This is a genomic window from Psychrobacter sp. NPDC078929, assembly GCF_050267985.1.
GTDB lineage: Bacteria > Pseudomonadota > Gammaproteobacteria > Pseudomonadales > Moraxellaceae > Psychrobacter.
On the sequence record NZ_JBNNFX010000024.1, the window covers coordinates 1 to 15042 of the forward strand.

Below are 15042 nucleotides of genomic sequence, written 5' to 3' on the forward strand. Positions count from 1 at the left end.
TTACCATGGTCAACGTGTCCGATTGTACCGACGTTGACGTGTGGCTTGTTACGTTCAAACTTGGCCTTTGCCATGGGTATTTCCTCTTTTTTTGGTGAATGATCAATAAAAAGCTGTTTAATGGCTCATAATAGAATTAAATCATCATAAACCTAGCTATCAACCGCACGAACCACTGCTTAAACAATGCTCCGAACTAATTCTTGTATCCGTTATTATACGCTGACTTGTCTTAAATAGTCATACATCTCTCAATCGAAATCAACTTCTCTCTAACTAGTAGATATAAAGCTCGATTGATTATAACCTTTCTTATAACCGTATAATTATCTTGATATGCAAGGTCGCGATATTAGCTGACCGACATCATCAAACAATCCGTAAAATCCGTTAACATATGGAACAGCAATCCAATTCCAATGATATTAAGAGGCTTACGAAGAAAGAGTAAAGCAAAATACACTAGCATCGCATAATAAGTATGTAACGGATGAAAATTAATGCTACATCTATTTGCCTGAAATATTGGGTTTGCTACCAGATGATCTATATCAACCAGCATGGTCGCAAGCAAAATCAGATATGCTTTTTTCCACTCTTTTCTAAAAAACGCAATCGCGATAAAAAGAGGAAAACCAAAGTGCAAAAAATAATGTATTAATGTCTGCATACTGACCTATTAGTTTTAGTCTTCTCTATATAAGACCATCAAAACCAATATTTATTAATATACTGACAGCACTAAAAGGCAACACCTCAGTGTCACCTTTGAATCATTATCTACCGCACTACTGTTATATATTTCAATATTCTATAATTTCGATATCGACGCAAAGTCATATAAATAGCAAAACAAGCATAAAAGGTATAAACAATAAATGGAGCTCATATCGAGAATTGAACTCGAGACCTCTCCCTTACCAAGGGAGTGCTCTACCGCTGAGCTATATGAGCGTATGTTGTAACCTTTAAACTGCACTAAAAAAAATATCACGATGCAGCAATAATTACTGACTCTCGTGATGATTTATTGTTATGCTTTGCGATGGTGTATATATGGAGCGGGTGGCGGGAATCGAACCCGCGTCATTAGCTTGGAAGGCTAAGGTGTTACCATTATACCACACCCGCATTTACTCTTATTCAGGATAACTCTAATCGAGAGTTATGAGATATAGAGAGTATGCTTGGCGCTATGACAAACTTTAGAAAATATGGTGGTGGGGGAAGGATTCGAACCTTCGAAGCTTTCGCGACAGATTTACAGTCTGTTGGGTTTGACCGCTCCCCAACCCCACCTTAGGTTGCTTTGAACAAAAATGACTTACATTTAAGACAAATTCATAAAAAGCTACTTTAAGAGAGATGGTGCCGACTGCCGGGATCGAACTGGCGACCTACTGATTACAAGTCAGTTGCTCTACCAACTGAGCTAAGTCGGCTTGTTCTCTTAAAGTGGTGGCTATTCTATCAAATTTTTTGAGATGCGCAAGTACTTTTTCATCTTTTTTTAAATTAATTTGATATAAATATTTAAGTCACTGATTAAGCTAGTTTTTTTATAAATAAAAATATGGCGATAAATTGGATTTTTACTTGCAGCCCTTATTTTCATCATATTACTGGCTATTTAATTAGCGAATGCGCAAGCCATTACAGGCCATTTCGACCGCTTTTATTAATGCCAATGCTTTTTTATTGGTTTCATCCCATTCTTTTTTTGGCACAGAATCAGCGACGACCCCTGCTCCGGCTTGAATATGTATCTCCCCACGGCGCATCACCGCAGTACGGATAGCAATGGCCGTGTCCATATTACCATTCCAACCTAAATAACCAACTGAACCACCAAACACCGTTCGGCGCACTGGTTCTATCTCATCAATAATTTGCATAGCGCGGATTTTGGGTGTGCCCGATAGCGTACCAGCTGGGAAAGTGGCACAAAACACATCTAGTGCATCCTTATCAGCTCGTATCGTACCCTCAACATTAGATGCGATATGCATCACTTGTGAGTAGCGCTCTATAAACATCTTTTCTGTGACTTTAACACTGCCATATTCGCAAACGCGGCCAAGATCATTGCGACCCAAATCAATGAGCATCAAATGCTCCGCTGTTTCTTTCTCATCATTTAGCAGCTCTTGCTCAAGCGCGAGGTCTTCAGCCTTATCTCGGCCACGTTGCCGTGTCCCTGCTAGCGGCCTTACCGTCACCTTGCCATTTTCGATACGGGATAGGATTTCAGGAGAAGCACCGATAATATCAAAGCGTTTGTGATCATCGAGTGTATAGCCATGCACCAAGAACAGATAAGGCGACGGATTAAGGTAGCGAAGCGCACGATAGACGGCTAGAGAGTCGCCTGTATAGTCCGCTGTCAATCGCTGCGCTAGCACTACCTGCATGACGTCACCTGCGGCAATGTAATCCTTTATTTTATTGACATCGCTACAGTATTTTTCGGCACCTGTTTGCGATATAAATTTAGGCGTAGGCATTACAGGTGCGCGCAAATTGGATGGCTCTGCTAGCTTTTCTTCGATTTGTTCTAGCTCACGGATAGCTGAACTGTAGCCATCCTCAGACTGGCAATCAGCATAGACGATGATTGATAGCGTATTCTCTAAATTATCAAATACAATAATGCTCATCGAAAGCATCAGCCACATATCTGGCATCGACATTGGGTTGGCCGCATCAGATAAGCCAACACTTGGCTCAATAACACGTACCATATCGTAGCCAAAGTAACCGACTAGACCGCCACTAAAGCTCGGCATCGTCGGCACATCTTCAGCGGTTGGCATATGATATTGCGCCATCAGCTCACGTAGGTAATCAAAGGGATTCTCTACTGACTCTGTATCAATATGATCGTTTCGTTTGGTCGTCATATTGCCATCAGCGTACTGTAAAATCAGATCGCTACCCAATCCAATCATGGAGTATCGCGCCCAGCGCTCACCGCCTACCACAGACTCAAACAGATAGGCAGAGCCGTTTAGATCACGTACTTTGGAGAATACAGATACGGGAGTCTGCGCATCCATCAGACGTTTTTTTACTAGTGGTGCGTGACTAAAGCCTCTATCTCTAAAAGCTTGGTATTCTTCAAAAGTCATCATAATAGCGCTCTCTTAGCACCTTATAGGCAATAATAAAACTATAAGCTGCTCTATAAAATATAGCGCCAATATTCGCTAAAATATCGACGCTATAATGAGTCATTTGTTTAAAAAACGGTAAGCACAACAAGGCTCTCTATCAAAAATTACGACAAAGACCGAGTGTAGAATTGAATTATGCACCGCCCATATTAAACAACCATAAGGCCAAACCGATAATTAGAATGGTCACAAATACCCATATAAACCAGCCGCCGCTCGCTTTTTTCTCTACATGACCTGCATGAGCAGGGTTGCTGATTTCTTGATCCATCGCATTATTGCCTTTGGTACCAAGATCGCGCGGCTGCCCTAAATTAGCCGTGCCTGAAAACTGTGCACTAGCTGCTTGTTTGGCTTTTAAAACTTCAGGGTCAGCTTCTTCTTGTAACTCTGTTTTTGTCGTTTTGTCGTGTTCGTCTTGGACTGCTGGCTCTTCATGCATTACTGGCTCTTCATGTATTACTGGCTGCTCTTCTACCACTGGCGCGCTATCAGTAGATGCTGTCTTTGGTGGCTCTGTAGTCGTCACAGCCTCTGTTTCAGTTGCTGTTTCATCTACCCCTTCTGTGGCACCTAGCGTGTCTTCTACTGGCGTAGGAGATGCCGCATCCGCGTCAGACAGTACTTCATCAATCCCTGTTTCTTTGACAACTGGCTCTGTAGCAACGGCTTCTTCAGTAGCTAGCTCTTCAACAGCTGGTTCTTCAAAAGCCGGTTCAACGGTTTCGTGCGTAGGGGTTACTGATTCTTCGGTCATATCTGAGCCGGCATCTACAGGTAAAGGCTCTACAGGTACAGTATCATCTGTAGCAGGCAACATTTCTTCGATGCCAGTCTCTTTGATCACTGGCTCATTAACTGTTTGCTCTATGATCGGCTCTTCCTCAAGAACGCTTTCCTCAATTATCTGCTCTTCAGTCACAGGCTCACTAGCAGTAGTTTCCAGCACGGCAGCTGTGTCAGCTTTTTCATGTGCATCTGCTACTAACTCCTCTGTGGTCACTGGCGCAGCAGATGCCTGTACTTGAAAGCTAAAACTTGCAAAGCCAAGCGTATCATTTGCTTTGAGATGACTAGATTCATTACCTGCAATACGTTGCTCATTAATAAACGTACCATTAGAAGAGTCTAAGTCTTTTACGTACAGCTGACCGTCTAACACACTGAGTACCGCGTGATTGCGAGAAACCTGCTTGCTACCTAGGACTACGTCGTTATCACTACCACGACCTATAGATAAGCTATCACTAACCGTCAGGGTTAGGTCACCTAGCGCTTCGGTCAATGCATTCAGCTGCCAAGTTGTACTTGCTGCCGTATTCGTACTTTCTGTCTCGTTTGTCATGTTATAACTCCTTATTTTTCTATTGAATATCCAATGATGCTAAAAATAATAACTCTAAAATATTACTGCCAATTTGTGATAAGTATTGTCGCTATTTCTTTAATAATAGTTGCCTAGCACGGTTTATTAAGTACTTTCCTCAAACACCATACAGTATTTACTTTGGTATAAAGTGAGGTTTTATAACTTTGTCGAGCTTGTTATAGGGGATATTAAGAATAGGCATACCGTAAGCATATGGGCCGATAGAATAATGCTGGTAACGAATGCTAACGCCTGTATCAGTCAAGGTCACATTATCGCTTAACGTAAATGGCCAGTTTTTCTCATAACTGCTCACGTCTTCGGCAACCGTTTTAACCCACGTTTTATAAGCATCATAGGCAAGCGCCTCAAGACGAGGTTTTTTACCTGAGATAAGCATGTCGTCAAGCGTGACCTGCTTTTTGGTACTTGGGTCAAACACTAGGTACTCACTATAAGGCATGCCGTGTGCACCGCCAGTATAGACGTAAGAGCTTATCTCAAACAGTTCAAAGTCATCGACATGACCTAAGTAATTGGGCGCTACCATCAGATTATAACCCCATGACACATCATCAGGCATATCTTGGAATTGCGAGCTCACAAAGCTATCAAGAGCATCTTTAACTTCTTTTTCGCTGATTTTACCCTTAATAGGTGCTGACTCTGTCATCTGACTATTGACGACTAAGTTATCGATACGGGCATTGGCAATCTCATCTATCCAGTTTTGACTGCTTTTGAGATATTTAACTTCAATCTCTGGACAGTTATCACGCTTGTCACACGTCTCTTGTATATTACTGGGTAGTTGATACGGTAGATATTCAGTGCTGCTAATAAAACTTCCTGCATTTACCGACATGCTAACGGCACTTAACAGTAAGCTGCCAGTCAACATAGCAATTGAACGTCTCTGGCTTACCTTCATCGAAAATAGATCAGCCGATATAGATTTATCATCAGTTTGAGTCGTAGTGTGCATATGTCCTCTTTTACAAATATAAAATGCCATTCAATATTCTACCGTAACAATTACAATGTATTGTAGGAAGACTGTTCACGTTTTTGAAGTGGTGTAAGCGAGCGGTTATCTGACTCTTATTACTTAAGTCGTAAACACAGGCAATAAAAAAGACACGGCTGGCGTGTCTTAATCAATAAACGATATAAGCGTATAAATAAATTTAATGCTCGCGTGTGCTACTAAAAGTCACTTCTGGATAGCGGTCTTGCATCAGCTGTAGATTAACCCGTGACGGTGCAAGGTAGGTTAGATAACCACCACCATCTAATGATAATTGGTCATGGGCTTTTTTCTTGAACTTCGCCAATGCTACTTCATCATCGCAATGAATCCAGCGTACCGTAGCTATCGATACTGGCTCAAAGGTACATTGAACCTTGTACTCTTCTTTGAGACGATGCGCGACCACCTCAAACTGTAGGACACCGACCGCACCCAAAACCAAATCATTATTAATCTGCGGCATAAAGACCTGCGTTGCGCCCTCTTCACTTAATTGTTGAAGACCTTTTTGCAGGGCTTTTGATTTAAGCGGATCTTTTAGTACCACACGGCGGAACAATTCAGGAGCAAAATGCGGAATACCGGTAAAGCTTAACTCTTCGCCTTCAGTGAAGCTGTCACCGATGGAGATGGTGCCATGGTTATGCAAACCAATGATATCACCCGGATAGGCTTCTTCTAGCGCCTCGCGGTCACCTGCTAAAAAGGTCAGAGCATCAGCAATACGTACGTCTTTACCCAGACGCACATGTTTCATTTTCATGCCCTTCTCGTACTTACCAGAGCACACCCGCAAGAACGCAATGCGGTCACGGTGACGCGGATCCATATTGGCCTGAATCTTAAAGACGAAGCCTGTAAAATCTGTCTCGGTGGCTGATACTTCACGCTCAGTCGTTGGATGAGCTTTTGGCGGCGGTGCATACTTGACTAAGGTATCAAGTACCATGTTTACCCCAAAGTTACCCAATGCCGTACCAAACAATACTGGCGTCATCTCGCCAGCCAAAAATGCTTCAACACTGAACTCTTCTAACGCCATCTGTACCAGCTCAAGCGACTCTTCGAAAGCGTCAAACATCAACTGTCCTAGACGCTCACGGATATCTGGATAATCGTAGCCTTCTCGGGTCTCAGAGACCGTCATCTTGCCGCCATTACCTTTTTCATAAAAGTAAGTTTTATTTTCAGTCAGATGATAGACACCGATGAAGTCTTGACCCATACCGATAGGCCAAGTCACTGGGATACATTTAATTTTTAGTACCGCTTCGATTTCACTTAGTAGCTCAAGCGGCTCACGAATCTGGCGATCGAGCTTGTTGACGAACGAAATGATTGGCGTATCGCGCATGCGACAAACTTCCATTAGCTTGATGGTTCGTTCTTCGACACCTTTTGCGCCATCGACCATCATCAGTGCGCTATCCACTGCGGTCAAGGTACGATAGGTATCTTCACTAAAGTCGGCGTGACCTGGGGTATCTAGTAGGTTGACCATGTGGTCTTTGTACGGGAACTGCATGACAGACGTCGTGATTGAGATACCGCGCTCTTGCTCCATACTCATCCAGTCTGAAGTGGCATGACGATCGGTCTTACGGCCTTTTACCTCTCCCACTACCTGAATCGCTTGACCCCACAACAGCAGCTTTTCGGTCATGGTGGTCTTACCGGCATCTGGATGCGAGATAATGGCAAAGGTGCGGCGCTTGGCCACTTCTTTGGTTAGTTTTTTTGGATCTACGCTCATAGTTTTCAGCTTCAACAGTTGTGTCATTTAGAAGTTAATCTAAATAAATAAAATCAATAATGAGCGTATTGTAGCCGATTTAGCGTTAGGGTGCAGAGTTAGCGTATAAAAAAACACGCTCTATCAGTCAGACAAAGCGTGTTAACAAAGTTTTTAACCGTCAGCGTAGGGCTTGCTTGATTTTAATAGTAGCGTTCGATTTGCTCAGCTAAGAAGTCTCCTGCGACCTCATTAACAAGCGTACAATCTACCACGCCAAAGCGGCTATCTATATTCGGATCGGTGCTACCTTTGGCGACATAGTTTGCCTCATAGATATCCTTTCCATATTCAACACCACTATATTCATAGGCAGGTTGATTTTTATATTCAAAGAACATCACTTGCGCCGCTTTTAGTTTACTCCCTTTGCCAACGTCAAACTCAGACAGTCTATAATCTCTATCATCACTAAAGCGTCGTTCGGCAGCCTCGATCCATTCACTTAATGACGAGTATCCTGTCTTATTTTTGTCGTTGAATGCCCAAAATGATTGCTCGCTTGTCACGACTGGAATGTAACAAACCGACCCTTCAGGGAAAGCAACATTGGATGGAATTTCTGAGTAGTTGCTCAAATCGGTGAGAATACCGCGGCGTTCTTCGATATTCGTGCCCGCGCTATAACTGCGGGTCGTTAAGCCCGACAAGTCCAGTGTTTGATAGGTGGTTTGGTAGTCTAGCTGGTTGTCGGTGTTTTTTTCATAAATGGGGCGTTTAACCGTCCGACCATTAACCTCGATGTCTTTATTTTCAAGTCGACCTTCGAAATCATCTGCCAGCACGGTTCTGTCTAAATCATTCAGGCTTTGGTTGCTATAACTGTTGATGATATTGGTTGTTTTGATCTCGCGCGCACCAGTACGATACGTCTCATCAATTCGCGCAATTGCCGTAGCATTGGCTTTGCTATCGTAACTATTAGCAAAGCTTGTCAATGTAATCTCGCTACTAGCCGTCCCATAAGCGCCGTCTTCTTCCTCGCATCCTATCAAAGCAAGCGTCGTCAAAAAGCAAACACTAGGTATCGCAATCCATCTATTCATCAAACAATGTCCTTATGATTCAGATCTCTGTTATCCGTACTGATAACATATATATGGCTCATTACCGCTATTGTACCTCTTTGGCGACTGTACGATAAGCTTGTAAATCTAAAAACGAATAAAACTGTGCCCGAAATCTCATTTACAAACTAGCAGTATATATTTACTCTCTATGCACTGAGCTGCGTGAGCGATTTGTTATGCTAAGTTTCATATTAAGATTTACCACTCAAATATAAACATAAAAACTCACAACAAAGGATGTGTCATGAAATCTCTATACTCTACCAAATCTACTGTTACTGGCGGCCGCATGGGTACAGCAACCCTAAGCGATAGTGATCTTGAAATCAATATGGTACCACCAGGCGGTAATGAAAAAGGTAATAACCCTGAGCAATTACTCGCTATGGGTTATGGCGCTTGTTTTGATGGCGCCTTAGGCGTAGTCAAAAAAATGGAAAGCGCAACATTTGGCTCAACTGTTGAGACCTCTGTAGACCTATTACAAGGTGACAATCACGAATATAAGCTTGCCGTAAAAATCCATGTCATCGCTGATAATACAGACCTGTCTGCTGACGAGATCCAAAAATTGGTCGAAAAAGCGCATGAAGTATGCCCATATTCGAAAGCAACCAGCGGTAACATCGATGTCGAAGTCTCTTCAGAAGTAAAATAACGCATTCAAAGACTCGTTATCAACCTCTATTGAATGACAAGTAGTCGATAGTCATTCCCTTCTAAAAGAACTCAGTTTATCTGGGTTCTTTTTTTGTTTGAAATTTTGGTGAAAAAATAAAACCGCCAGAACATCTCGTAACGGTTAAGCAGTTCGGCACGCACTGTTTTTATCGTTATAATAAGAGCATATTTTTATCTAATAGCTGATAAGTGACTTTTATGACTGATAATATAGCTGACAATACCGCCGATAACGACCACAACTCCCATCAAGCACTCGATCCTAAAACCTTACCGAATTTTGACGATCTGCCAAATGTGGCACTGATGGATACCAGTCACGTAGACAAAGATCAGCCGCCCTTTATCTTAGTCGACGGCTCGTATTATCTGTTTCGCACCTATCATGCCCTCCCAAAGACCATGCAAAACTCGCAGGGTCTAATCACCAATGCGATTCGCGGTACCTTGAATGCGCTGCTAAAACTGATGCGTCGTTATCACCCTACTCATATGGCCGTCTGCTTCGATACAAAGTCACCGACTTTTCGCCATCATATGTCGCCTGACTATAAGGCCGCTCGTCCGCCTATCGATATAGAGCTGGTAGAGCAAATTCCTTATATTCATCGTTTGGTCAGCGCCTTGGGTATTCCGCTATTACGTATTGAGGGTGCAGAGGCCGATGATATCATCGGTACACTTGCCCATCGTGCTGTCGAGCAAGGTCACCATGTGGTCATCTCAACGGGTGATAAAGACATGATGCAGTTGGTTAATGATTGCGTCATCTTAGAAGACAGCTTTACTGGTAAAGTCACGGATACACCAGCGGTGATCGATAAGTTCGGCATTAACCCAAACCAAATGATTGATTTCTTAACGCTCATGGGTGATGCCTCTGATGGAATCAAAGGCGTGCCAGGTATCGGTAAAAAGACCGCTAAAGACCTACTCGTTGAGTATGGTGATATTGCTAATATGTTAAAGCACATTGGCTTTATCAAAGGCCGCGGGGCGAAAGGTCTGATTGAACATGCCGATGACATTCCTTTTAACAGAAAGCTTGCTACCATCGTCACCAATTTGGAAATCGGCCAAGACTGGAACGACTTAAAAATAAATACCGACCCTTGTGCGCATATAGAGGAGCTTCGCGCCCTATATACCGAGCTTGAATTTAGAAATGAGCTGGCATCTCTTGATCATCCAAACCATCCTGCGAATGGCTCACAAAGTGTCGCTGATAGCAAAGCAAACGCGGAGTCACAAGCGCAAGTTGCCAAATCGCTGCAATCGACCAACACTGATAATATGACGGGCAGTAACCATCAAGATAAAGCGTGGCACACTGTACTCGACGAGCCAGCATTTGATAGCTTGGTCGAATTATTAGAAGCAGCTCCGCACTTTGTTATCGATACCGAAACTACTAGCGTCCATTGGCGTGACGCACAAATCGTCGGGCTGTCTTTTGCGGTACAAGCGCATGAAGCCTATTATATTCCGCTCACCCATAGCTTAGAAGGTGATGAGCTGACAGCAAAACAGCTCGACCGCGATACCGTGCTGGCGCGCCTGAAACCGATACTAGAAAATCCTAATATCGGTAAAATCGGACAGCATCTAAAGTACGATGCGCATATCCTTGCTCACTATGATATCGACCTAGTCGGTGCGATACATGAGCAGCCAAATAACTGGGCGATGGATACCATGCTTGCCAGCTACGTTATCAATGCGGCAGCGACTCGACACGGTATGGACGATTTGGCACGCCATTATCTGCAAACGCAGACGATTAGCTTTGAGGAAGTCGCAGGCAAAGGCGCTAAGCAAGTTACCTTTGACCAAGTGGCCATCGATATCGCGAGCGATTATGCTTGTGAAGATGCTGATATCACCTATCAATTATTTGACGTGTTCAGCGTTGAGCTGGCTAACGATGCCAATAATGCCAAATTGTTACACGAGCTAGAGATTCCAACGGCAGAGATACTTTGCCAAATGGAAGCGCATGGTATTTTGATTAAACGTTCATTCTTAAACGAACTATCTAAACGCTTCGATGAAGAAATTATCGCTCTAGAGAAGCGCGCTTATGAAGTAGCTGGTGAAGAGTTCAATCTTGGCTCTCCTAAGCAGCTCGGTGAGATGCTGTTTGAAAAGCTAGGCGTCGCTGGTGGTAAAAAAACCAAGTCTGGTCAATACTCGACTGGTGAGGCTGTACTATCAAAAATCGATCATCCATTGGTCGATATTACGCTAGAGTATCGCGGACTGTCTAAGCTCAAAAGCACTTATACCGATGCGCTAGATAATGTCGCAGATAGCGAAACCGATCGTGTACATACTAGCTACCATCAGGCATTAACGAGTACTGGGCGTTTATCCTCAACAGATCCTAACTTACAAAACATTCCCATTCGTACTGCGACTGGTCGCCTCATTCGTCAAGCCTTTATCGCACCAGAAGGTCGCGTTATTTTGGCAGCGGATTATTCACAAATTGAGTTGCGTCTAATGGCGCATTTTTCAGGTGATAAAAACCTAACTCATGCCTTTAACGAAGGGTTAGATATTCACGCGGCCACCGCTGCCGAAGTACTTGGTAAGGATGTCGCAGACGTCACTTCAACCGAGCGCCGTAATGCTAAAGCCATTAACTTTGGTCTGCTATACGGGATGAGTGCCTTTGGACTTGCCAAGCAGCTACAGATGAGTCGCGGCGAAGCACAAGACTATATTGATATGTACTTTGAACGCTATCCAGGCGTCAAAAACTATATGATCAATACTCGTGCAAGCGCCTATGAGCAAGGTTATGTCGAGACGATATTGGGCCGTAAGCTCTATATGCCTGATATCAATCACAGCAATCGTATGGTCAAGCAAGGTGCTGAGCGCGCGGCGATTAACGCGCCACTACAAGGCTCTGCTGCTGATCTAATCAAGCTTGCTATGATTGCCGTTGATAAAGTGCTGCCAAAAGAACAAGCCAAAATGCTGCTACAGGTTCACGATGAATTGGTGTTTGAAGTGGATGCCGATAAAGTAGACGAAGTTAGCCAGCTGATTACTGATGCTATGCAAGATGTATTGATAACTACGGCAGTAGAAAAAGGCTGGAATGTCGACTTTGCAGTGCCTTTATTGGTCGAGACTGATAGCGGTCAAAACTGGGATGAGGCGCACTAGACATTAACTGTCACTAACTGCCATTTTATCAAGCGTGTAAGGCACGATTATTTATATATTTTGCAGATATAAGAGTTTTTGATAACTGATACTACAATGAGTCATTATATATTGTTTATATTAACAATCACTTATGACCAGTTAGTTATATTTCATAACAGTAATATCTGGGTACGGGGTTTATAATAGAGCACCTGTTAAACCCTAACTATTCGATATTTTTGCTTTAAAGTGAGCCTTTGAGCTCACTTTTTTGTTTTTAACACATTCTTTTTGATACGCAGGAGCCAGTTATTTTGAGTTCAGATGGCATCATTGAAGTCCCTGGCATTATACTTTTGATAATATGCCTATTGCGCAGTTCACAATATGTTATGAAAAGTCATGTCAAACAAATTAAGGCTTTTTGGCTAGCAGCCGTACTTATATTTGTCTCTGTCATTCGTCGAGAGTTGAACTATCTACCAGACTTACTGGTTCCAAGCGACTTTTCGATGCTTGGTCAATCTTATGACTGGTGGGAGGACAGCGTCCTTACCGTTATCTATCTCGTCGCGCTTGGTTTGCTGGTCTATTCGAGGCATTACCTATGGGCAGTGCTAAAAAACGTGCCAGTTTCGCTCTATCTTAGCATTACTGTACTGGCTATCATTCAGTACATGGGTGAGAATGCTATTATGTTCCCGCATACATTTGGTGAAATTGTCGAAGAGCTGGCTGAGACTGCCATTTATGGTATTGCCTTGACCTATTTATGGCAATTTAAACTGGCTGACTATGAGTCATGTCTGGTACAGAAGTTAAATTATAAGTTCGACCACGCCAATAATTAAAACTATAAGTTTGATTTCTCATGTAACGACTTTGCTATCTTACAAAGCCTTAGCATAAATTTCATAAATAATTACGGCTACTCATCTTGAGTAGTCGTTTTGCGTTCTAGTCATTGTCTTACATTTTTTGAACATCCTGTCACACCTTACTACTAGTGAAAAGTTGAATAAGCGTACAAACTGAGAAGCATATTATCTACATTGCAATGAGCGATGCTTTAACAAGCCAGCGCGATATTTTACTTCTAATGATGGCGACATCTAATAACTACAATAAGGAATTATTCATGGAAAACTCAAAAAACCCATTACCAGAAGAGATGGATCATATTGACGGTAATCGTCGTGATAACAATGACAGCGTCGATAACTCAGATAACAATAATCAGGATGAACAAGACAATCAATTGGTCGATTTGGGCAATCCTATGCTGCATACCATCGACAACGATGATGTGATTGATAATAGCGCGGGATTTAATAACTCAGAAGTCGGTAGTGATGCGACCCAAGGGCTGACACCTGCGCATCGTCAAAATATCGATGAGTCTCGTGTCGATGAGATTTTGGTTCAAGACAATCTTGATGACAGTGATTATCCAGATGCGATGGATATTGTTGATAGAGAAGCAGCCGAACGTAGCAACGATGATGATTTTTAGAACTTAATACGATTGTTGACCTACCCCTCTAAACCAGAAAAGCACGCTTAACTATATTAAGCGTGCTTTTTTATTCTACTATTCAACTCACCAATACAACTACGCTCGACTAACTAAACCCAGCCATCTAGCGTGCCAGCCCAACCTTTTACTAGAGGCAAGCTCAACGCTTCAAGCAATTCAATATGTGTCTCATCAAGGTTTAATGCAGGAATATAATGATACTCTTGTCCGCCAGCATTAAGGAAGTTGTCACGGTTTTCAATGGCTAGCTCCTCTAGTGTCTCTAGACAATCTGCTGAAAACGCCGGACTGATCACCTGTACCGAGCGCACACCTGACTGACCCCAATCTTCCAACACTACATCGGTGTACGGTTTAACCCACTCTTGCTTACCAAAGCGGGACTGGAAACTGATAATCCATTCGTCATCGTTCAGGCCAAGTTCATGCGCCACTTGTGCAGCGGTACATTTACAGCGTTTAGGATACGGATCGCCTTTATCAGCATAAGGCTGCGGGATACCATGAAAACTAAACATCAACTTTTCAGGCTTGCCATGCTTCTCTTGAAAACGGCGAATAGAGTTGGCCAATGCTTGAATATATAATGGATGGGCAAAGTAGTCTTTGACAATCGTATAATTTGGCAAGTTGCGTTGCTTGAGCGTCCATTTCGTCAGCGCATCATATACAGCACCGCCTGAAGAAGCAGAATACTGCGGAAACAATGGCAGAATGACAAAGTGATCAACCCCTTCACCGCGTAGCGCATCCATGACGTCAGGCAAACCAGGATTACCATAGCTCATCGCCGGATGCACAGAGACACGAAATGGTGCCACACTATCAGCCAAACGTGGTTCTAATAGCTCAACTTGGCTTTTTAGTATTTTACGAATCGGTGAGTCACCTTCCCAAATACTGGCGTAAGCCTTTGCTACGCGCTTAGGACGACTGGGCAAGACAAATAGATTCAGAATAATAGCCCACAGAAATTTGGGAATCTCAATCACTCGTGGGTCTGACAAAAACTGTTTGAGGTAGCGACGTACGGCAGATGCCGTTGGCTCATCTGGTGTACCAAGATTCACTAACAAAACGGCAATACGTGGGGGCAATTTAGGTTTCATAGCAGCACTTTATTAGCAGTAAGTTATTAAGGGTTAGGTCAAAGTAATAATAGAGGATACTGTTAAGACACAGTTGAATGAATACCTCATTAGTGTAGCATTTTATCTATTAATGACGCGGG

Annotated in this window: 11 protein-coding genes, 4 tRNA genes and 1 pseudogene; 4 read left to right on the plus strand and 12 right to left on the minus strand. The window is 43.0% G+C overall.

All coding sequences use genetic code 11. The annotated features are described in order from the left end of the window. The 11 genes and pseudogenes from ACQKCG_RS11975 to ACQKCG_RS12025 form a co-directional block, all read right to left on the minus strand. Window positions 1–74, minus strand: a pseudogene (locus ACQKCG_RS11975) (hypothetical protein); the annotation flags it as partial. 278 nt (window positions 75–352) lie between these two features. Then, window positions 353–670, minus strand: a complete 318-nt coding sequence (locus ACQKCG_RS11980) for a DUF6122 family protein (protein ID WP_102078394.1) — start codon at window positions 668–670, stop codon at window positions 353–355. 209 nt (window positions 671–879) lie between these two features. Continuing rightward, a tRNA-Thr gene (locus tag ACQKCG_RS11985) sits at window positions 880–954 on the minus strand. Between the two features lie 103 nt (window positions 955–1057). Further along, a tRNA-Gly gene (locus ACQKCG_RS11990) sits at window positions 1058–1131 on the minus strand. An 84-nt stretch (window positions 1132–1215) separates the two neighbouring features. Then, a tRNA-Tyr gene (locus ACQKCG_RS11995) sits at window positions 1216–1299 on the minus strand. 67 nt (window positions 1300–1366) lie between these two features. Continuing rightward, window positions 1367–1442: transfer RNA gene (locus tag ACQKCG_RS12000), tRNA-Thr, on the minus strand. Between the two features lie 192 nt (window positions 1443–1634). Further along, on the minus strand, window positions 1635–3131 hold the full coding sequence (gene trpE, locus ACQKCG_RS12005; RefSeq protein WP_134292804.1) for an anthranilate synthase component I: 1497 nt from the start codon (window positions 3129–3131) through the stop codon (window positions 1635–1637). Between the two features lie 175 nt (window positions 3132–3306). Then, a complete protein-coding gene (locus ACQKCG_RS12010) occupies window positions 3307–4518 on the minus strand; it encodes an FHA domain-containing protein (RefSeq protein ID WP_134292805.1) in 1212 nt (403 codons plus the stop codon). 157 nt (window positions 4519–4675) lie between these two features. Then, on the minus strand, window positions 4676–5527 hold the full coding sequence (locus ACQKCG_RS12015) for an RsiV family protein (RefSeq protein ID WP_134292806.1): 852 nt from the start codon (window positions 5525–5527) through the stop codon (window positions 4676–4678). A gap of 202 nt (window positions 5528–5729) precedes the next feature. Then, window positions 5730–7325 carry a peptide chain release factor 3 gene (locus tag ACQKCG_RS12020; RefSeq protein ID WP_134292807.1) on the minus strand — a complete coding sequence of 532 codons (1596 nt, stop codon included), beginning with the start codon at window positions 7323–7325 and terminating at the stop codon, window positions 5730–5732. 182 nt (window positions 7326–7507) lie between these two features. Continuing rightward, entirely contained in the window at window positions 7508–8410 is a 903-nt protein-coding gene (locus tag ACQKCG_RS12025) for a hypothetical protein (protein WP_134292808.1), read from the minus strand. A gap of 268 nt (window positions 8411–8678) precedes the next feature. Here ACQKCG_RS12025 and ACQKCG_RS12030 point away from each other — a divergent pair, with 268 nt between their 5' ends. The 4 genes from ACQKCG_RS12030 (at window position 8679) to ACQKCG_RS12045 (ending at window position 13787) form a co-directional block, all read left to right on the plus strand. Beyond that, entirely contained in the window at window positions 8679–9092 is a 414-nt protein-coding gene (locus tag ACQKCG_RS12030) for an Ohr family peroxiredoxin (protein ID WP_057758473.1), read from the plus strand. 221 nt (window positions 9093–9313) lie between these two features. Continuing rightward, window positions 9314–12292, plus strand: coding sequence for a DNA polymerase I (polA, locus tag ACQKCG_RS12035; RefSeq protein ID WP_134292809.1), 2979 nt, complete (start codon window positions 9314–9316; stop codon window positions 12290–12292). 374 nt (window positions 12293–12666) lie between these two features. Continuing rightward, the gene (locus ACQKCG_RS12040; RefSeq protein ID WP_227543708.1) at window positions 12667–13125 is read left to right on the plus strand and encodes a hypothetical protein; all 459 of its coding nucleotides are present in this window, start codon (window positions 12667–12669) and stop codon (window positions 13123–13125) included. Between the two features lie 287 nt (window positions 13126–13412). Further along, complete coding sequence (locus ACQKCG_RS12045; RefSeq protein ID WP_134292811.1) at window positions 13413–13787, plus strand: hypothetical protein; 375 nt, start codon at window positions 13413–13415, stop codon at window positions 13785–13787. A 113-nt stretch (window positions 13788–13900) separates the two neighbouring features. Here ACQKCG_RS12045 and hemH read toward each other — a convergent pair whose 3' ends face one another. Beyond that, on the minus strand, window positions 13901–14920 hold the full coding sequence (gene hemH / locus ACQKCG_RS12050) for a ferrochelatase (protein WP_134292812.1): 1020 nt from the start codon (window positions 14918–14920) through the stop codon (window positions 13901–13903). Window positions 14921–15042: the final 122 nt, after the last annotated feature.

Bases quoted from the DNA above. Each gene is read 5' to 3' on its own strand.
- ACQKCG_RS11980 (WP_102078394.1), bottom strand. From the start codon at position 670: ATGCAGACATTAATACATTATTTTTTGCACTTTGGTTTTCCTCTTTTT.
- trpE (WP_134292804.1), bottom strand. From the start codon at position 3,131: ATGATGACTTTTGAAGAATACCAAGCTTTTAGAGATAGAGGCTTTAGT.
- ACQKCG_RS12010 (WP_134292805.1), bottom strand. From the start codon at position 4,518: ATGACAAACGAGACAGAAAGTACGAATACGGCAGCAAGTACAACTTGG.
- ACQKCG_RS12015 (WP_134292806.1), bottom strand. From the start codon at position 5,527: ATGCACACTACGACTCAAACTGATGATAAATCTATATCGGCTGATCTA.
- ACQKCG_RS12020 (WP_134292807.1), bottom strand. From the start codon at position 7,325: ATGAGCGTAGATCCAAAAAAACTAACCAAAGAAGTGGCCAAGCGCCGC.
- ACQKCG_RS12025 (WP_134292808.1), bottom strand. From the start codon at position 8,410: ATGAATAGATGGATTGCGATACCTAGTGTTTGCTTTTTGACGACGCTT.
- ACQKCG_RS12030 (WP_057758473.1), top strand. From the start codon at position 8,679: ATGAAATCTCTATACTCTACCAAATCTACTGTTACTGGCGGCCGCATG.
- polA (WP_134292809.1), top strand. From the start codon at position 9,314: ATGACTGATAATATAGCTGACAATACCGCCGATAACGACCACAACTCC.
- ACQKCG_RS12040 (WP_227543708.1), top strand. From the start codon at position 12,667: ATGAAAAGTCATGTCAAACAAATTAAGGCTTTTTGGCTAGCAGCCGTA.
- ACQKCG_RS12045 (WP_134292811.1), top strand. From the start codon at position 13,413: ATGGAAAACTCAAAAAACCCATTACCAGAAGAGATGGATCATATTGAC.
- hemH (WP_134292812.1), bottom strand. From the start codon at position 14,920: ATGAAACCTAAATTGCCCCCACGTATTGCCGTTTTGTTAGTGAATCTT.